This window comes from Marinobacter sp., from assembly GCF_034669625.1.
In the GTDB taxonomy this organism is placed as follows: domain Bacteria; phylum Pseudomonadota; class Gammaproteobacteria; order Pseudomonadales; family Oleiphilaceae; genus Marinobacter.
In genome coordinates, this window is record NZ_JAXMOY010000001.1 from 239064 (window position 1) to 257488 (window position 18425).

Consider the following 18425-nt stretch of genomic DNA (forward strand, 5'->3'; position numbering starts at 1 on the left):
CTTATCCGTCGCTAGTCGCTGCCTCAGGCGCTTTGTCGCGCTGATTCGGAGGCAGGTAGCTAGAGAGCATCTGTTCGATGACACGAGGGTTGGTACCTTGCTGTATAGCAACCAGAGCGTCCGTGTAGAGCATTTGCATGCGAGCCTCTTCGGTCATCCGAAGCGACAGTTTGTCGGCAATGGGGGAGGCAATCATGGTTGCTATCATGGCGCCGTAGAGTGTGGTGAGCAGTGCCACAGCCATGGCCGGCCCGATGGATTTGGGATCTTCCATGTTGGACAGCATCTGCACCAAGCCGATCAGAGTACCAATCATGCCCATCGCCGGTGCGACGTCTGCCATGGCAGTGAACACTTTGGAGCCGGAGCGGTTGTAATCCAACGTCATCAGTCGCTCTTTGTCCAAAAGCTGTTTGATGGTTTCGTCGTTCTGACCGTCTACCAGCATCTGAATACCGCTGGCCAGAAACGGTGAGCTGACATCCCGACCTTCAAGGCCTAATGGCCCCTCTTTTCGGGCTATGCCGGCAATCTCCACCAGTTCTTCAATGCTCTCCTGAGTTTCCGGCAATTTGAATTTAAACGCTCGGGCGGCAGCTTTAAATGCGCCTAGAAACTGGGGAATGCTGAATTTGGCCAATACCACCAGCAGGGTGCCGCCAACGACAATCAGCAGGGAAGACGAGTTAAGGAAAACGTCGGGAGATACGCCGAGAATAACGGCAGAAGCGATGAGTAACAGTGCGCCGACAAGGCCGACCAGAGTAGCGAAATCCACATGCGCTCCGGAAAGTGAATGACTTAAGGTTGGAAGAAGATTACTGGCAGTTCATGGTTGAGGCAATTGGTTTATGATTTTACTCGCTTCCTGACGAAAGTTCTTTCCAAGCGGCGTACTTGTGTAAATCCGCTTCAACCAATTTCAAGCAGAGTGCCACAACACCCGCATCGTCGAGCAACCCGAAGCCGAAAATGAGATCGGGGATCAGATCCAACGGGTTCAGCACGTACAGTAATGCGCCTGCGACAGCGGCAATCGTTTTCCACGGAACGGTGCGGTAGCGACCTTTCCAGTAATCCCGAATCAGGGAAAACATCAGTTTGATGTCAGTGCTGAAGCGCTGGAGACGACCGCTGCTTTTGACCTTTGCTTCGATCGCCTCCTGCTTTTGTAGCAGTGCTTCCAGATCGTCTTTGCGAACTTTGCCCGCTTCGTCGTTCAGTTGTTTTTCTGCTGCTCTGTTTGAAAACACTGCCATGGCTGGGTGCCTATAAGTTTTAGCCCACAAAAATGCGCTTGGCCAGACCGGCCCCTTTCAGGCCCTGAATGGAAAGCGTGGTAATCAACCCGCCTATCATCGCGCCAACAACGCCACAGGTCAGAATGTCCTGCCCCGTCAGATACAGGCCGGGAATATCGGTTTTCGGTCTCAACCAGCGTTGTTCGAAACGCTCCGGGTTGTGATCCAGACCGTACAACTCACCTTCCTCGTAACGGCAGAACCAGGCCGTCGAAAGCGGAGTTGAGGTCTCCACGTAATCTATTTTACCGCGTAGTTGGGGGAGTTTGTCATACACCTCTTCCAACAGTCTTTCGGTGATGTTGGCTTTTAGCGCTTCGTATTCCTCTCCGCGCTTGCCCCATGTGGTTCCCTCCCAGGCCTCGAACAGTTCCCAGGGCGTGGGCGCGACCACTTCAAGGGTGGACGTGCCCGGCCAGCGGTTCTGGTAGTCCGGGTCTTTCGCCGCCGGGAACGACAGGTACACGACGGGGAAAGGCGCGTTGTGCGGGTCTTCCATGAAGGTTTTTACATTGGCGTCGTGATCTGCGCCCGGGTAAATCCAGAAGTTAGTGCGTGGTAAGCCAAGCTCTTCAGGCGTGCCTTTCAAGCCGATGTATAGGCCGATGTGCGCCATGGACGGCTTGATGTGTTTGCGGTCTTGCGGATAGCCGATCTTTTCGGATGCGTCCTTTGGCAGCAGTCGCTCAAAGGTGTTGATGACGCCAGCGCCACTGATGATCTTCGGCGCCCGGATTTCTTCTCCGTCGGCCATTCGCACGCCCACGGCCTTGCCCTTCTCGATCAAAATATCGGTGACGTCTGCGTAGGTAAATACTTCGCCGCCAGAGCTTTGAATGCCAGGAATGATCGTTTTGGCAATTTCCGAAGCCCCGCCTACCGGGTAAAAACCACCGTGCAAATAATGTTTGGCGATGATGGCGTGAATCATGAAACTCGACTGCTTCGGGGTAACACCACAGTCGCCCCATTGCCCGGTGATGGCAGCGATCAGTTCGTCATTATCGGTCAGCTCACGGAGTACCTCGTCAGTGGTGCGGTTAAAGCAGTCTGGCAGCACTTTATTCAACCCTTTGGATACCAGAGGGCTGATGAGTGAGGGTGAGAGCTTGGACAAGGTATACCACTGCATGCCGCTGGTGACTTGGTCGAGCAGCGACAGGTAGCGGTCGATGGCTTCCCCTTCTTCCGGGAACGCGTTAAGCAGCGAGTGTCGCAGGCCCTCTTTGCCCGCGCGCAGATTAATCACCTTGTCACCGAGGAAGAAACGGTCGTAGTTTTCATCCATCGGCGCCCATTTGAGCTTGCTGTCGGTGATGTAGTCGAACAGGCGCCGCGCGAGCGTGGTGCTTACCCCCATATCCCCGATGTAATGAACGCCCACATCCCATTCGTAGCCGTTGCGGGCGTAACTGTGGGTGTAGCCACCGGCGGTGTAATGCTGTTCCAGTACCAGAACTTTTTTGCCCGCCCGGGATAGGCACGCAGCAGCGGTCAGGCCGCCAATGCCGGAACCAATCACAATGGCATCGTAAGGGCCTTTCAAACGGTTGGCTCGGTATCGGGTACCGATTCTGATGGTGCTGGGTTTGAGGGTTCTTGGAGTTATTGTCTGTGCCACTGTGATGTCCTCATGATCCTGGATCGGGCGGTCTGATGAGGCGGTTCCAACTCAGCCGTCCCGGTATTATTGTTAGAGTAACTTTCAGCATCCTATGATCCTGTTTGCTTGTCTACACCTACGCGTTGAAGGTCTGAACGGGGCTTCCGTTTGATTAGCGGTTATTAACGCCCCTGCAGCATGAAGGTTTCATATTCCAGCCGATCAAACTTGCGAGATAGCAGTGCCAGCCCAATCACCGACGACAGGAAGGTAGCACCTGCGTATCCGTAGCCGTAGAAGTTCGCGCCAAGTTCGATGGTGGCGAAGGTGAAGATCAGGTTGCTGGCGAAAAAGATCACGCACAGGGATACGTTGATGTGCCGGGAGTCGAGATAGAACAGCACGTTCTGGATGGCCAATAGCATCAGCTGCATGCTGACCGAGACCAGATCAATGTAAAACATGGGCAGGTACAAGGTAGAGATGCCGATAGCGGCGAGAATCTCGTCAGCCCAGATGAACAGAATGATCAGCGTGAAGCTCTGAACTTTGCAAATCTCGTAAATACCGTTGCGGGCCACTCGCACCATTTCATCTCGAAAACCATTGATGTGGGCCAGTGTGTCGCCTTCCCTTACGGCGGCGTAGAAGCGGTCGTAGGCTTCGGAAAAATCGGTTTCCATTCTAACGAGAAAGACCGCCATGCCGGGAATGATGGCGAGGTAAGCCAGAAAGATCGAAAGATCGTAGATGGCCGACGCCCGGAGCGTGCCGATAACGTGCTGGGAGGTGTCGGGGTGAAACCAGAAGATGAATTTGTCGGCCCAGACCGCAGCATTAAACAGTAGTCCGGTTGCGATAAGGGCCGGAAACACTTGTGACCGGCGAGCAAAGCTGAAATCGATCAGTTGGTCGCTGGGGTATTGCCGAATGATGGTGAACAGAAAGCTGAACAGCAAGAGACTGTGGCCAAGAAGCAGGCCGCCCAACAAGCCTTCGAGTCCCAGACCGGATAGCAGCAAGGAGGCGATAATCGCTGTTGTGTAGCCAACGGCAAACAACACCACAATCAGGTAGTAAGATTTCATGCCCGACAGGAATATGGTGACAGGCCAGAGATTACACAGCACCACAAAATTGGCCAGCATCAACAGCTTATACAGCGTGCTGGTATCGGGCAGTAAAAACACAATGGCAGGCAGGCCACCCAGCAACGCCAGCACGGTCGAAAGCCAAAGCACGCCCATCAGGTTAGGCAGGATCAGGTCGTTGCGTTTTTCATAGAGCCGGTCGGCCACCCAGCGTGTAAACACATGCTGGAATAACCCGGAAAGGACCAGTGAAATTGCCATCAGGTAGGTCACCGAGACCAGGAACTGGATGATTTCCAGGTCACGAACGGCCAGTGTCAGACTGACGATACCAATCAGCATGACCCCGAGCACCGAGAGCACCCAAGGGCCCGAGCTGATGATGCTGGCAAGCCCGTAAGCGCCGATCAGGCTGCTCAGGCTGTCCCGCTTCAGAATGCGTCTGAGTTCGAATCCAATGCCAGCCATCAGTCTTCCCGGCCCTTGGCCGTTAATGCAGTGTCGTAGATATCTCGGTAGGAATCGTACATGGAATCCAGCGTGTAGAATTGTTTAACCCGAGCCAGCCCGGCTGCACTGGCCTGACGCCAGAGTTGGCTGTCGAGCAGAAGCCGGGTGGCCGCTCTGGCTGTGGCTTCAGGATCTGCGATTGGTACCACCGCCCCGCTGGCTCCCAAACGCTGGTCTTCGCGCGTTCCGCCTTCAATGAGCTCGCGACAGGCTCCGACATCGGTCGCAAGACAAGGCAGGCCTGCAGCGTTCGCTTCAAGGATTACCAGGGGCAGTGCCTCGGAGATCGACGTCAGTACCATCAGGCCCAGCTGTGGGAGTATGTCGTTCACGTTCTGGAAACCCAGGAACTTGACGCAGTCTTCCAGACCGAGGCTGCTGACCAATTCGCGGCACTCTTTCACATAGGTTGGGTCTTCTTCTTCCGGTCCGACGATCCAGCCTTCAACGTTCGGTATCACCTCGTAAACGGCCCGCATGGCCCGGATGAAGGTTTTGATGTCTTTAATAGGAACAACTCGGCCCACCAGCCCCATCACCATCGGTACTTCGTCAGACCGGGCGGCCAAAGCACCTTCAAAACGGCGGGGATCAATGCCGTTGGGAATAATGTGAGTGCGCGCCGGGTCGGCCCCGTCCGCGAGTTGGCGTTGCTGATTGCCCATGTAAAGCGAGATGATCGGGTCGGCCATTTGATACGACATCCGACCTAATGATTCGAAAAAGCGAATCCAGAGTTGCCGGATGTACCCCAGATCGTCGTTCAGGTTGGTGCTGACTTTATCGGTGACATCTTTGATCCAGTCGGCCTGAGAGAGGTCGATTTTTCGCTCTTTGGTGTAAATGCCATGCTCGGTCAGGATGTAAGGAATGCCTCGAGATTCTTTCAGCATGGCCCCCATCAAACCGGCGTACCCTGTGGAAACGGCATGCACTGCACGGGTTGGCGGAATGTTCTGGGCAATCTCGGCGATCCGGAATAGTGGCCCGTGCATGATTTTGATGGTCCAGAAGTAATCGATGAACGACGGGTCGGTGCAGTACTTGGTGTAGCTTTCGTCAATCACCTTCCAGCTTTCTTCGCTGTACAGAAAATCTTCTTTGCTGATGCCGTCTTTGCGCCCAAGGCCCTGGAATATTTCACTCATAACACCTTTCTGTACCGGGGCTTTGTTTCTTAACTGGGTGTGCAGCTTGCGCTGGGTATTGAACGCCGCCCGATTGCCTTTTCGAGCTTTGGGCTTTGATTCCGCTAAAGGATCCATCAAGTAGTGGCATTCGAGATGGACAACATTGTCCGGCAGTTCGTATTGTTTTTCCCCGTAGTGGCTGCGGTCGCCACCCAGGAAAATCAGCGAAAAATGGTATTGGGGCAACCCGGAAATGATCTGGTGCACCCAGGATGAAACACCACCGCGAACAAACGGGTAGGTGCCCTCCAACAACAGGGTAATGTCGGCAGTGGGTGTTTCCGGTGCCGCTGGTTTCCGGCCAATCATAGCCAACCCTCCATCAGTTCTTTTACCGGGGCGGAAGGACCGAAGCGTGAGCAGTTGGCCAGGTGAAAGCGTACCTTCTGAAAGTCTCGTGCCAGAAAGGCCATTTCTGCCTGATAGGGGTATATCAGCTCGGGGGGCGCGCCACTGGCCAGAGCAGCTTGGAATGCGTTATTGGCAGCTTCGGTATGGCCCAGAGCTAGTTCGATACGGCCAAGCAAACGCCAGTCGTTGTGAAAAGATTTTGCCGCGGTCAGGTCGGCAAGCAGATTGCGGGCATTCTCGAGGTAATACTGTTTTAGGCCGCCTTGTGCCAAGCCAAGATATGCGATTTCCCACCAAGTATGGGCCAGTCGGCGAGTCAGCCGGTGCCAGTCAGGATGGTCCGGATCATCGATAAGTTTCTTGAGCTTCTGGGCCCGGGTTGCGAGTTGTTTCTCTTTTTGTTCCAGCATTGAATAAGCCAACAGCCGGATGTCGTCCGTGGGGTCTTTGAGTGCTTCTTTCAAAATGTCGACGGCTTCCTGATCGGCTAATTGTCTCGATGCAAGTAAAGCTTTCAGGCGTTTGTCGGAGGAACTCGCCTCACGAAGCACTTCCCGCAAGCCGCCGTCACTAAAGCCCAGTTGCTCATCCATATCCACCGGGCGATAGGGTAGATCCGGGATGGCGGTTTCCTGCCACGGAATGTGGTGTTCGGAACGAGGCAGGCGAAGGGGCAGCAAAATACCCGCAAACACACCAATGCTGCCGATGACGGGCATGGCAAATTGTAGAGTGAATAAAAAGACGCCGGCCAACACCAAATTACGACGATAGCTGGCGGGTAAAAGGGGCAGACATACCACTGTAAACAGCAGTGTTGCCAGTGCGTGGGCGGTTAAATAGGCAGACAGCGCCAATAGCGAAGGCAGATCGGTAAAAAGCGCGGCAAGGCCGCCAGCTTCTATGGCCAGCCCCAGCGAAACAATCCATCCGCTCATGCTGGCTCCTTTTGTTGGCGATCAAGCCATTCGGATGGATCGATTTTGTCGCCAAGCGAGAGCTGCTGAATTCGAGCGAATGACTCCAGATAACGGCCGGACTGTAGCTGCACTGCATCTGCCAAGCGCTGAAGGTAGGCGGCAGTTCCTAGTTCGTCTGTGAGTGGTAACAACACGACAATCTGTGTATCCGCTGCTCCCGGCGGCTGGGTAATAACGTCCAAACCACGCCGCGTCTGCTGCATCATTTGGTGGACGTGAGTCGCGGAAGCCGCGCTGTTAAAGGCAAAGTGGACTAGTGTAGACGGCAATTGGTGGTCGCGGGCATCGGTTGTGACCCGTGCAAGTTGGAACAGGAAGTGGCGCCAGTCGGACTGTACCTGCCCTGAGATTTGGCTATGTTCCAGCAATATATCGGTCATGTGTCCCGACATAATCGCCAGTAAACGAAGTGTTTTAGGTTGGAAACTGAAAAAGGGCATAGCTTCTACAGTGACGATGCCGACCATATGCTGTTCCGAATCAATCAGCGGAAGGGCGAGAAGCAGTTGGGTGTCCAGATCACCCCGGTTGTCACGATATTCAGTGTGCACAGAAACCAAGGTTCTTTGTTCCAGCGCATGCACTAATAATGGATCGTCCGGGTTGAGTGGTTGCCCGCTGCCCACGGTTGCTACGGGCTCTTGTGCCAACACGCCATCGTTGATCGGATAGATGGCCGCAATTTGTAATTGCCCGTAACGCACCAGCAATCGCATCACCAGTGCCCCGGTCTCTGGGTTAAGGCCGGTGCCCCGGGCATGGGATATCTCGCTGTATAGTCGCCGCAAAGCTTCGCGTAGGCTGTTGGAGTTGCCGGCAAGCTGCTGTTCGAGACGATCGTGAGACACTTTTAGAAGGTAAAAGTTACGGGTGAATTCTTCCAGACGAACGTGACGGTATTGGTTGGCCGCGATGAGCTTTTCAATACGACGGTCCCAATAGTCCCGGAACTCCCCTGCCAGCAAGCCGGTTGTCAGAACACCGACGCCCCAGGTGTAAGGCAGCGGGTCACCCGGTAAGAAACCGGCCCTATGCATCAACCCGGCGGCGGTAAAAATCAGGCTGGAAGAGACCAGGGCCATCATGAAACCGTATCTTAGACCTGCGCCCAAGGCTGCCAAAACGGGCCAGGGGAAAGCTTCGCCAATAAACAGGGGGTTTTCCGGGTTCAGCCAGAGGCCTGCCGCGATAAACAGCAGTGTCATGAGAATGGTTTCCAGCCATTTCACCCAGACAGCAGTTTCCTTGCTGGAGAGACTGAGGTCGCCGTGTACGTCGGATTTAGTCATGTCGGTTTAACGTACAGCTTCAATCACAGGCATTTCGTCCAGCAATTCCTCAAGTACCTTGTGGCCGGCAACCGCAACGCCTTCTCGGCCCCAGCCAGTGCGGGCACCGGTGGCTGACCAAATCACCGAGTTGTCGTCGGCATTACGAAACACCAGGGTGAGGCCAACGGCGGGCTCGCCGTCGAGGCCGGATTTATACCGCCACTCATCCACGGTGCCTTCCACGATGATGTCTGCGCCTTGATCCATTGCCGTCGCAATGGCGTCCTGCTGGCGGTCATGGTTATCGTAGATCAACGGGTTGTCATCGGCGGGGAGGTAAAGCTCAACTTGCGTAGCGCCACGAGCTCGCAGCAGCGCACTGAGAATACTGGCGGCTTGGTCTCCGGCTTGAGGGGTCTGCGACAGGTTGCCTAGAGGAATCACCGCGAATCGGCTGTCGAGATCGACCGGCTCGGATTGAACCTGGCTTTGCATGACCGAGCAGCCAGCCATAAAGGCCAGAGATAACCCGAGGGTAAGAGATCGGATGAGCATCATAAAACTCCTGTTAGTGACCAAAATAAAGGGTATACGTTAATTTTGCGTTTGCACGGGGCTGGCCGCCCAGACTGTCGGAGCTGTAGCCGCCAGACAGGGCTAATTCGTCATCGCCAATCACCCGCCAGCCCAAGCCAACACGGGCACCGAAGTCAACGCTTGCGTTGGATAGTACGTACCCGGTATCCAGAGCTATAAAATAGCGAGGTGATGGCGTGGTTCGGTACAGGGCATGAGGTTCTCCGTGCGACCATTCGGAAGTGAAGCCCACGCGCTGATAGTCTTCGGTAAGCAAGTCACCCGGTGCGAACGGCGTTTCCAACAGCGACAGAGCCTCAGACGATAACGTATCACCAACGCTTAATTGCTGGCGTTGATAGTTCAGCGATAGGCGCCAAGCGGGATCATTCTCGAACAGGCGGTAGGTCGTTTGCAGGTTGGCGTTGTAGCCCTTGGCTATCCGGCCTCCGAAGGCTTCGTCGATCGTTCGGTAATCAAGACTTCCGTTGATCGTCAGCCTAGGCCAGGGGGCGTAGCTTGCGGATAACGACAGTCGATTGCTAGAGCTAAGCCACCAGGCCTCAGCGCTATCGCTAACGCGTTCATTGAGGGCTGCCGTGGCGGAGACGGACACACCGTCTGTGGGCTGGCTGTCCAGTGTGAGTAAACCAGACAATTGTTCCCCGCCCGCGAAGGTATAGGTGCCCATTTCGGCCGTAAGTAAGTGATCGACAAAGTTGTTCTGCAATTGCAGTTTGCCGTTAGTGCCCGGTTCCGGTGTTTGTTTGAGTAGCCCTTGGTCGTGGGCACTGGCTTGTTCTGCTGAAAACAGCCAGCGGTATCGGTCATGGCTGAATTGGCCGGTTAATACGGCAGTATTCAGAGAAAAACCGCCTAGGTCACGTATCTCGAGGCCAGCTTGCAAGGCTCGGTTGTCCGATTGGTAGAGGGGCGCTTGACGCGATGGCTCTGGGTCTCGGAGTACCGAATAGAGTTGCTCAACAACGTCCGGGTGCAGCTGTTCACGCTCTCTGGCGTTGTGCACGGCTTGTTGCCGCAAGGCTTCGGCTTCCGCGGCTTTGCCGGATTCGTAGGCCTTGGCATAATCGGCCAATGCCAGTAGCTGGTTCGGTTCGTCTGTTAATTGCTGACGCGCGGCGCTTAACCAGGCATTCGCTTTTTCCGGTTCACCCAGCGCGAAGTAACCATAGACCTGAAGTGCGTAATCATTGGCAGCGGGTGAGTCCTCCAGCCTCGTCAAAATGATGGGTAACCGCCCGGGTAATCGCTCAGGTTGACTGAGCAGGAACCAGCCCCAGCTGGAGAGCAGTCCGGTATTTTCCGGCGCCAAGCGATGCGCCTGAATGAAGGCCTGCTGTGCCGCTTCTGTGTTGTTCTGATGCTGATGTAAACGTGCGCTGAGCCGCCAGAACATCGGGTCACTCTTTGTTGCTGCTGAGCGTTCGTTCCATGTTTTGAGTGAGTCGGCCAGTTCGTCGAACCGGCCTAGGGAGCTTTGCAGCTCGGCCATGATGGTCAGGTAGCGGGTTTCATCGGTCTCTTGATATTGTTCGCTGCTCAGTTGCAGGGTTTCTTCCGGAGACCCGAATTGCCATGAATAGCCAAGCAGTTGCTCTCTTGTTTCTGCGGTCAGAGTGCCAGGTGGGCGTGAAGCAAGGCGATTATAGTACTGCCCGAGAATATCAGTACGATTCAGAATGTGGGCCAGGTCCAGTCGCATGGATTCGACTTCCTGCGCCAGTGCAGGATCTTCAGGGGTGAAGTCTAACGTAGCTAAAGCGGCCTCTGGATTTCGTGTGCGCCAATGGAGGTTGGCCACTTGTACTTTTTCTTCATCGGTGAGGTTCGGCGCCGCTTCCAATAGTTCAATGGCCTCGAAAAACTGACGATTGTCCGTTAACAGGGTAAGTTCGCGTTGCCGGAGCGCCTTGCTGGCCGGAAATTGTTGGGTGCCTTCCTTCAGATAACGATCCGCAGCTTGCCAGTCCCCCGCGCTGATCAGTGCATTCGTTAGTTCGATATAGCCTTCTTCAGACAGCTGCCGCCGCTCGGCATGCACTTTGTGCAGCTCAACCAACGTGGACCATTGAAACAAGCCCGCCGCCAGATTGGTTGCACGATCGTAGGCCCGGGAGGAATTGTCAGTCGGGGATTGCTCTAAAAACAGCTTGCGCCAATAGCTCAGGGCTTTTTTCGGTTGGTTGCTCCACTCATAGAGTTGGGCAAGCTGTTCTTGGTCTGAGCGGGTGAGGCTCCGGCCGTTTGTCTCCATCCGTTGTGCGGTTTTCAGGGCTTCCGACAGGTTGTTTTGCCCGAGTTGATGCGCCAGTAGCTGGCGCTGGATATCGGTGTTTGAAGGTTCGGCTATTGCGAGCTGAGCTAACCAGCGGGTGGTGATTTCGGGTTGCCCGGCAAAATTCGCAAGGCGAATGCCCTGCCGTAATTGTGGAGCATTCAGCTGGTTGCCTTTGTGCAGTGCAACGAACCTTTGTAATGCGCGTTGCGGTTCACTGGTGGCCAAATCGAGCCGTATCAAATTTTCGACAAAAGCTTGCTCTTCCTCCGCGGACACGAGCTGCCGGACAGATTCCAATGTGTAGATGGCGTCAGTCGGGTTGCCCAAAGCTTCTTGCTGTTTCGCTAAGGCTTGGCCCGCTCTTAAGCGTTTACTGCCTGTGGTCAGCTCAAAGAACTGTTGACGTATGGTCAGTTGTTCGTTGGCGGTAAGCAGCGGCAGGTTGTCGGCCATGAGTGTTTCTTTTTCCTCAATGGCATAAGGCTGCAACAGGGCTCGCCTGAGGGTGGTCGCGAGTTGGCTGCGTGCCAGTGCGTGCCCCAGCGTGGTTTGGGCTCGAAAGAACTCGCCTCTAATGAGCTCGGTGTAAGCGGTCATGGCTTCGATTGGCACACTGGGATTGTTCATCAAAGGCAGGAGTGTGCTTATTGCTTTGTCGTGCTCGCCTATTTTTTGTTGCATTCGACCCAACGTGAGGCGCAGGGCCTGGTTGTCCGGGTCAGATCTGAGCAGCGTATCCAGATAAGCAAGGGAAATGCTGTCTGGTGATTCAAGATACCCAGCGTTTTCGTATATGGCTTGTCGCGGAAACAGCAAATACAGCGTGACCATAATCAGCGCGGCCAACGCCAGCAAAGCGGGAACGCTGAAAAAGGCAGGCTTACGTGGGCGCATAGCTCAATCGCACTCCAACTCGAAGCGTCCTGCTTGTTGTGTGCGCGAGCGAAGGTGCACTGAATTATTGGTGGTACGTTGAATCAGCTTGGCCCCTTTGATGTCGCAGTGCGAGGTTCCTGACAAAGCAAAATCCAATGCTTGATAGCCTTTCAGTTCGATTTGAACTTGCCAGCGACCGTCATGGTGACTGCGTTGCCAGTTGACGACCTGCGCATTGGCGGAATCGAGCATCGGGCCGGGCTCGGGCTCTGGTGATAGCATCAGGAGAGGATCGCTACCGGCAAGATGGACGAAACGCACCCCTCCAACATCGTGATATCCGGCCACACCCTGGCTAAGTTTCATATTGGGATACTGGTTCTGGCTGATGCGCACGGTTGATGGTGGCCGAATGCCACGCCAACGGTAGCTGTTTTCGTCCGGTTGCAACAGAACGGAATAGTACTGGCCCTGAACACGCTCGGCATAGTCACTCAAATACAGTGGCGTTACGGGTTGTGACAGGGCGTAATCGTAGACTTCTTTCAGTGCTTGAAGCGCTTCGGGCTTGGTGCCGGAGTAAAAATGGTAATAGATACCGATGGGTTTCAGGCGATTGTGGGACGCCAGAATCTTGAAGCTATCTATCACGTTGCGATAGCCGAAAAATGGGCCCGTCCAGAGGTTGGTGTATACGTTTTCGTTCATGACCGGAGCGTATACCTGCAATTCGTCGCCTACCGGTCGCGCATCCGGCCAAACACCGGCTAATTCAGAATCGAAAGGTAGTGGGTGGGTGTCGCCACCGTTGACGTTTACCAGACCCAGCTCCCGGACGGCCTTCAGGGCTTTCGGGCCCGGCCGAGCATCGCCGGTCCAAAGGAAGATGGATACGGGCTTGTCTTTCGGGGCAAGGCGATTGTTGATGTAGGCGACAGCGTCGTCAGTTTCCCGGTCAACGTAGGGGCTGTAGCCGGGAATATTCATGGAATAGCCGTACAGTGTGTCGTTGAAATTCGGCGCTTTGCCTGAATCGCCCTCGAGTATGGCCCAGAAGAAAGGGTGGCTGTATGAGTGTGAAGCCACCTCGACTTTGTCCATTCTGAACATATCTCGGGCACTCGCCTCCGCTTCGGCACTGACTCCAGGGTAAAGGCCTTTGGGAGACGTTTCGGCTTCAATCACAGACACCGTATGAGGAATATCGTACACCTGCAGGATATTCTGTTGGATCGCTTCTGAGCTCAGCGGGCGGCCAGGTAATTCTGCTCGGGACACCAAACCGTCGCCGTCAATGTGTGCCGTCAGTATGCGACGACCACTTTCGGTGGTGCTATCAATGGCCGGGAGGTGGTTCAGCCTCAGTGCTTCTCTGAGGAAGCTGAACGGATCAAATAGCCAGTACGCTTGATCATCCGGCCCTTTCTCGAAAATAAAGGTTGCGCTGGCCACGGCACCTTTTTCGTGCGTGTAAACCGGACTGAACCGGGCGCCGGAAGCATCGGTGATTGTTAGCCACTGATTGGCTGCACCAGGCTGAGGTAATGGGTCAAAAGCGACTGGAGGTAGACGAGTGCTCTCAAAGTTGCCCATGGACGGGTGTCCTTTGGAAACCTTTAACTCCCCTTTGGGCGCGGCCGTTCGGCGGCTTTGCATCAGTTTGTTGCACTGAGTTGCGGTGGGCCGCAACCCGAACAGGACCACCGGGAAGTCGGCAGACTGTGATTTACTGGCCCAGCGACAAAAATTTGTTTTTCGAGCGTTGGTTTCCCACCAGGCGATCATGCCCACGTAACGGTCATCCAACGGCTCGTTTGGAAAGGGCTGTGAAAGGGAGCGATAAACTGGCACCAGCCCCAGACGCTCCAGCACAATGCCTAAACGTCGGTGTGCATCGGTTCGATCCATTTGGTCTTCTGACAGGTCGTGATACACCAGAACGTGGCGTTTTTTGACCACTGGATCCGACGGGCCAAGGCGGTTCAGGTTGTGGTCTGACACATAGGGAATGAAGCCGTCCTGTCTTAGCTGGTCCGACAGGTCCCGGGCTTGGGCGCTGTTTTTGGCGTAGTCGATCGCAATAATGGGCAGCTCGGGGTGCGTGTTACGCCAGTGAGCGAGTTGGCTGGCGAGCCACTCACGATCTTGATCGGAGACGGCGTAGTATCGGCGTCCACCGGCTTCGTAGCCGTTGCGCCAAGATTCGAAGGCCAGTGCATCGACGATGTCATGGGTCGATTCAGGCAGATGGAAACCGCGATTGATAATGATCCGGCTATCTGGAAAACGTTGGCGGATGGCTGTGATGAGCAGCCCCTGAGCCTCTGCGAACGCCTGGGCATTTTCCTGACCTTCAGTGGTCAGGAGATGGCTGTCCAAAGTGTCCAGAAAGACGCCTTTGAATCCGCGTGCCATGGCGGGTGCGATTAATTGCTCGAGCATAAAATGCCGGACATCTTCTCGTCGAATATCCAGCACATAACTCTTCCAGGCTGTATTTTCCCCGAGTACCCAGTCTGTTTGTAAGTTCTTTGATGCTTGGTCCGAATACGCCATTTCACCGGCGCTCAGATAGGCGATCGGACGGGTATTGCCTTTGTGCAGTAAGTCGAGGCGGGCGTCCGTAACCTGACTTGGCTGAAGCACCAGCCAGTCATATGCATACAGGCTGCCGATGGGGGCTTCGTGGCCGTAGTAAAAGCCCACGTTGCGAGGCGAGGTGGGGCCTGGAACACTTGCAGCCAGTGTTTGTATCGACAATAACAGTGTTGTGAGAAGTAGAAGATATCGATACATCTTATGCAGGGTCAGTTCTCTTTGGTGAGGCGGGGCACTCTTCCCCGGATGGGTTTCGACCAATCAGATGAGATTATAGATTTACATAGACTGACACAAGGAGTCCTTAGGCCAAAGCGCAGAGGTGTGTTAGTGGGTGTTCTTGGAACTTACAAAGCTCGATGCGGTCTCGCATCGAATCGATAGCGATGAGGGATAGGTATGACAACCATTCGGTTGTGGGATTTGCCCACGCGTTTGTTTCACTGGCTCTTGGTGCTGGCGGTCACGGGCGCAGTGATTACGATAAAAACAGGGATGCCGGAATGGCACGGACGACTGGGTTTGTTCGTGGTTGGTTTGTTGAGTTTTCGGGTTTTTTGGGGCTTTGCCGGCTCCACCTACGCACGTTTCAGTTTTTTTGTTCGTGGGCCTGTGACGGTTGTTCGCTATCTTAAAGGGCAATGGCAGGGCGTGGGGCATAATCCACTTGGCGCTCTGTCGGTGTTGGCCTTGCTCGGCTTGTTTGGGTTCCAGGCGGTGAGCGGTTTGTTTGCCAATGACGAGATTTCGTTTCAGGGCCCGTTGTACCCACTTGTTTCATCAGCGTGGAGCGACACGCTAAGCAGTTGGCATCGGCAGACAGAATGGTACCTTTACGGATTGGTGGCGCTGCATGTGCTGGCTGTGATGTGGTATTCGAAAGTAAAGAAAAACAGTTTGGTAAAACCGATGATTACCGGCAAGAAGCAAGTCGCGCCGGGCACGGCAGCTGATGCCAGTGGTGGCGGAGCGGTCGCGTTTTGGGTGTCGTTGGCGCTGGCGGGTGTTGTCGTTCTGGGTGCCAGCGGCAGTTTGGTGCCACCGCCGCCGGCCCCGGAGCCACCACCCCAGAATCTGGGGTGGTGACGAGCGTCGCTTACTTCGCGCGGAAGTTGTCGTGGCAGGCCTTGCAGGTCTTGCCCAAAGCAGCAAACTGGCGCGCCAGTGCGGCTTTGTCACCCTCGGCGGCAACAGCCTGAAGTTTGTTGGCTTCACGACCAAAGTTCATGCCTACTTCGCGGGCTTTTTCGGGCTGTTCGAAAAACTCGGGCTTGAGACGAGTGTCGTCAGCTTTATCCAATGATGATCCTGGGCTGAAAAGCGCGCCCAGGCCAGAATTGGCAACGGCCGCAATGGCATTGGCGGCGGCTTTCATCTGGTCGGCGTTGAAAGCAACATCACCCTCGATTGCTTGTGCTTTGATTTTGCTCATGTTCCAGGCCATGAACTGGTAAGCCGATTGGCGAGCTGTGATTTGATCTTCAATGCTCATCTGGGCAGCGGCTGGCATGGTGAATGACAGTGCCAGAGCAGCGCTGGTCAGCAGGTGTGTTTTTTTCATTTCAGATCCCTCTCTTGTTGGTAAACCTAATGGCAAAAAGGATTATAAAGGCGTGGTTCTAAGCATCCTACCTGTATAAACTCATTTCGTGACAATAATATGAGCCTAAAGTTCAACCCGGAGATCTTTCAGAATGGCAATTTGGACAGTAACCCCGAATCTTGAGCAAATGACCGCTGCAAGTCAGAACACGGCAGTCAGTCACATGGGAATCGAGTACCTGGAAATTGGTGACGATTACGTGAAAGGGCGTATGCCGGTTGATGAGCGGACTGTTCAGCCGTTCGGTATTTTGCACGGGGGTTCCTCGGTGGTGCTGGCAGAAACGCTGGGCAGTATGGCGGCCAACTGTGTTCTCAAAGATAAAGGTACCGTTGCGGTAGGCCTGGACATCAACGCTAACCACATTCGGCCAGTGGCCGGCGGCTGGGTTTACGGCACTGCTCGCGCTCTTCATATCGGAAGCGCGACTCAGGTTTGGGAAATTCGCCTGGAGAATGAGCAGGGTAAGCTCACCTGTATTTCCCGCCTGACCATGGCTGTGACCAAGCGCCGTTAATAGGCGCGGCCATTAAGCTGTGTCGGTCAATGCACCGTGAGATGCGCCCCCGAAGAGTCGTGATCAATTGGACCGTCTCGGGCTGGCGAGGCCCTGCATCACCAGGAGCTAGTGTTTGTTATGAATTCTGCTGATTCGTGTGTTCAGTGTCCTTGTGGTAGCGGGAAGGAGTACGCGCGCTGTTGTCAGCTCTGGCATCAGGGGGAGCCTGCTCCTTCGCCAGAAGCGCTGATGCGTGCCCGTTACACGGCCTTTGTGCTGAACAAACCGGACTATCTGCTGGCAACCTGGCACGCCGATACCCGGCCCACGGAGCTGGAACTGGAAGATTCGCCGGATTGGACGTCGTTGCAGGTGATCGACACCGCCGTGAAGGGGCGCCAAGGAACGGTGCACTTCCGCGCGACATATCGAGCGGGCGCTGGTTGGGGCTATCTTGAGGAACGATCGGATTTCATTAACGAAGGTGGTTGTTGGTACTACCTGAGTGGTGAAACGAATGAAGGCCAACTCAAGCCCGGACGGAACGATTCCTGCCCTTGTGGTAGTGGCCGTAAATACAAAGTCTGTTGTTTGCGTAAGTGATTGATTCATGGCCAACGCGGTTTCTGAATCCAGTAAGGGAGTGGCGTATGGCTTGGCGGCCTACACTCTGTGGGGCAGCTTTCCTCTGTATTTCGCGCTGTTTGAGGGTATTCCTGCCTGGGAGGTATTGATTCACCGGGTGGTGTGGTCGTGCGTATTTCTTGCGGTGGTCATTTCGCTGCTGAAACGCTGGTCACCGGTGAAAGCCGCTCTAAAACAGCCGAAACGGCTCGGTTTTGTACTGGGCTGTGCCGTGTTTATCGCCCTGAACTGGGGAATCTATATCTACGCTGTGGAAACGCGGCAGGTGATGCAGGCCAGCTTGGGTTACTTCCTGACGCCTTTGGTGAATGTGGCCATGGGTTTGCTGATTCTGGATGAACGTATATCGCGGCTGCAGGTGGTTGCAGTGGTGTTGGCTGCTGTGGCGATTGTGTACCAGATTGTTCTACTCGGCGAATTGCCCTGGATTACCTTGGTCCTGGCGTTTAGCTTCGGAACCTATGGGCTGATGCGCAAGAAGGTTGAGCTGGATGGGTTATCAGGGCTGTTCGTGGAAACCCTGTTGTTGTTGCCGCTGGGGCTGCTGGCACTGGCTTGGTTGTCGGCACAGGGGTTGTCACACCTTTCTGACAGCACAGGTAGTGCTTTGCTACTGCTGTCGAGCGGTATTGTGACCGCGATCCCGCTGCTGGCATTTGCCGGTGCCGCCCGCCGGTTACGGCTGTCTACCGTCGGGTTTCTGATGTATATCAACCCTACCCTGCAGTTTTTGATTGCGATGTTTATTTTTCATGAGCCACTGGGTACGGAGAAACTGATCAGTTTCGTGATGATTTGGCTGGCTTTGGCCATCTACTCCTGGTCGGCTTGGAATGGCAGGGTCCGGGCATGAAGCAGCCGATTACGGGCTACCACAAGGATAATGAAAACCATTGGGTTGCCCAGTTAGCTTGCGGGCATAACCAGCACGTACGCCACGACCCGCCGTGGGTGAATCGGCCCTGGGTTATTACGCCCGAGGGCCGGGCGTCCATGCGGGGGGGGCGAGCTGGACTGCAAAAAGTGTGATGT

General features: G+C 54.9%; 16 protein-coding genes. 5 read left to right on the forward strand and 11 right to left on the reverse strand.

The features are described 5' to 3' along the window. Position 1 precedes the first annotated feature (1 nt). The 10 genes from VOI14_RS01030 to VOI14_RS01075 all read right to left on the reverse strand — a co-directional run bounded on the left by VOI14_RS01030 (position 2) and on the right by VOI14_RS01075 (position 14808). On the reverse strand, positions 2-778 hold the full coding sequence (locus VOI14_RS01030; RefSeq protein WP_323750158.1) for a MotA/TolQ/ExbB proton channel family protein: 777 nt from the start codon (positions 776-778) through the stop codon (positions 2-4). Positions 779-857: 79 nt separating this feature from the next. Continuing rightward, the gene (locus VOI14_RS01035) at positions 858-1259 is read right to left on the reverse strand and encodes a YkvA family protein (protein WP_323750159.1); all 402 of its coding nucleotides are present in this window, start codon (positions 1257-1259) and stop codon (positions 858-860) included. Between the two features lie 19 nt (positions 1260-1278). Next, complete coding sequence (locus VOI14_RS01040; RefSeq protein WP_323750160.1) at positions 1279-2922, reverse strand: NAD(P)/FAD-dependent oxidoreductase; 1644 nt, start codon at positions 2920-2922, stop codon at positions 1279-1281. Positions 2923-3086: 164 nt separating this feature from the next. Continuing rightward, positions 3087-4463 (reverse strand): exopolysaccharide Pel transporter PelG, encoded by a 1377-nt coding sequence (pelG, locus tag VOI14_RS01045; RefSeq protein WP_323750161.1) that lies wholly within the window; start codon positions 4461-4463, stop codon positions 3087-3089. Further along, a complete protein-coding gene (gene pelF, locus VOI14_RS01050; RefSeq protein WP_323750162.1) occupies positions 4463-6004 on the reverse strand; it encodes a GT4 family glycosyltransferase PelF in 1542 nt (513 codons plus the stop codon). Before pelF ends, pelG begins: the two co-directional genes overlap by 1 nt. Beyond that, positions 6001-6984 (reverse strand): polysaccharide biosynthesis protein, encoded by a 984-nt coding sequence (locus tag VOI14_RS01055; protein WP_323750163.1) that lies wholly within the window; start codon positions 6982-6984, stop codon positions 6001-6003. The genes pelF and VOI14_RS01055 overlap by 4 nt, the downstream gene beginning before the upstream one ends. Beyond that, positions 6981-8315, reverse strand: coding sequence for a PelD GGDEF domain-containing protein (locus VOI14_RS01060; RefSeq protein ID WP_323750164.1), 1335 nt, complete (start codon positions 8313-8315; stop codon positions 6981-6983). The genes VOI14_RS01055 and VOI14_RS01060 overlap by 4 nt, the downstream gene beginning before the upstream one ends. Before the next feature lie 6 nt (positions 8316-8321). Next, positions 8322-8855 carry a hypothetical protein gene (locus tag VOI14_RS01065; RefSeq protein WP_323750165.1) on the reverse strand — a complete coding sequence of 178 codons (534 nt, stop codon included), beginning with the start codon at positions 8853-8855 and terminating at the stop codon, positions 8322-8324. 10 nt (positions 8856-8865) lie between these two features. After that, entirely contained in the window at positions 8866-12066 is a 3201-nt protein-coding gene (locus VOI14_RS01070; protein WP_323750166.1) for a tetratricopeptide repeat protein, read from the reverse strand. 3 nt (positions 12067-12069) lie between these two features. Next, positions 12070-14808 carry an endo alpha-1,4 polygalactosaminidase gene (locus VOI14_RS01075; RefSeq protein ID WP_323750167.1) on the reverse strand — a complete coding sequence of 913 codons (2739 nt, stop codon included), beginning with the start codon at positions 14806-14808 and terminating at the stop codon, positions 12070-12072. Between the two features lie 237 nt (positions 14809-15045). Here VOI14_RS01075 and VOI14_RS01080 point away from each other — a divergent pair, with 237 nt between their 5' ends. Further along, positions 15046-15732 (forward strand): cytochrome b/b6 domain-containing protein, encoded by a 687-nt coding sequence (locus tag VOI14_RS01080; protein ID WP_323750168.1) that lies wholly within the window; start codon positions 15046-15048, stop codon positions 15730-15732. A gap of 10 nt (positions 15733-15742) precedes the next feature. On the opposite strand, the gene VOI14_RS01085 is transcribed toward VOI14_RS01080, so the two are convergent. After that, the gene (locus VOI14_RS01085; RefSeq protein ID WP_323750169.1) at positions 15743-16207 is read right to left on the reverse strand and encodes a cytochrome c; all 465 of its coding nucleotides are present in this window, start codon (positions 16205-16207) and stop codon (positions 15743-15745) included. A gap of 133 nt (positions 16208-16340) precedes the next feature. Between VOI14_RS01085 and VOI14_RS01090 the strand changes: the two genes are divergently transcribed. From VOI14_RS01090 to VOI14_RS01105, 4 genes are all read left to right on the forward strand, one after another. Beyond that, complete coding sequence (locus VOI14_RS01090; protein WP_323750170.1) at positions 16341-16766, forward strand: hotdog fold thioesterase; 426 nt, start codon at positions 16341-16343, stop codon at positions 16764-16766. Between the two features lie 120 nt (positions 16767-16886). Further along, on the forward strand, positions 16887-17351 hold the full coding sequence (locus VOI14_RS01095; protein ID WP_323750171.1) for a YchJ family protein: 465 nt from the start codon (positions 16887-16889) through the stop codon (positions 17349-17351). A 7-nt stretch (positions 17352-17358) separates the two neighbouring features. Next, entirely contained in the window at positions 17359-18246 is an 888-nt protein-coding gene (gene rarD, locus VOI14_RS01100; protein ID WP_323750172.1) for an EamA family transporter RarD, read from the forward strand. Further along, on the forward strand, positions 18243-18422 hold the full coding sequence (locus tag VOI14_RS01105) for a DUF3565 domain-containing protein (protein WP_323750173.1): 180 nt from the start codon (positions 18243-18245) through the stop codon (positions 18420-18422). Before rarD ends, VOI14_RS01105 begins: the two co-directional genes overlap by 4 nt. The last annotated feature ends 3 nt before the right edge of the window (positions 18423-18425 follow it).

Coding starts and splice junctions, on each gene's coding strand:
- VOI14_RS01035 (WP_323750159.1), bottom strand. CDS start 1,259: ATGGCAGTGTTTTCAAACAGAGCAGCAGAAAAACAACTGAACGACGAA.
- pelG (WP_323750161.1), bottom strand. CDS start 4,463: ATGGCTGGCATTGGATTCGAACTCAGACGCATTCTGAAGCGGGACAGC.
- pelF (WP_323750162.1), bottom strand. CDS start 6,004: ATGATTGGCCGGAAACCAGCGGCACCGGAAACACCCACTGCCGACATT.
- VOI14_RS01055 (WP_323750163.1), bottom strand. CDS start 6,984: ATGAGCGGATGGATTGTTTCGCTGGGGCTGGCCATAGAAGCTGGCGGC.
- VOI14_RS01060 (WP_323750164.1), bottom strand. CDS start 8,315: ATGACTAAATCCGACGTACACGGCGACCTCAGTCTCTCCAGCAAGGAA.
- VOI14_RS01065 (WP_323750165.1), bottom strand. CDS start 8,855: ATGATGCTCATCCGATCTCTTACCCTCGGGTTATCTCTGGCCTTTATG.
- VOI14_RS01070 (WP_323750166.1), bottom strand. CDS start 12,066: ATGCGCCCACGTAAGCCTGCCTTTTTCAGCGTTCCCGCTTTGCTGGCG.
- VOI14_RS01080 (WP_323750168.1), top strand. CDS start 15,046: ATGACAACCATTCGGTTGTGGGATTTGCCCACGCGTTTGTTTCACTGG.
- VOI14_RS01085 (WP_323750169.1), bottom strand. CDS start 16,207: ATGAAAAAAACACACCTGCTGACCAGCGCTGCTCTGGCACTGTCATTC.
- VOI14_RS01090 (WP_323750170.1), top strand. CDS start 16,341: ATGGCAATTTGGACAGTAACCCCGAATCTTGAGCAAATGACCGCTGCA.
- VOI14_RS01095 (WP_323750171.1), top strand. CDS start 16,887: ATGAATTCTGCTGATTCGTGTGTTCAGTGTCCTTGTGGTAGCGGGAAG.
- rarD (WP_323750172.1), top strand. CDS start 17,359: ATGGCCAACGCGGTTTCTGAATCCAGTAAGGGAGTGGCGTATGGCTTG.
- VOI14_RS01105 (WP_323750173.1), top strand. CDS start 18,243: ATGAAGCAGCCGATTACGGGCTACCACAAGGATAATGAAAACCATTGG.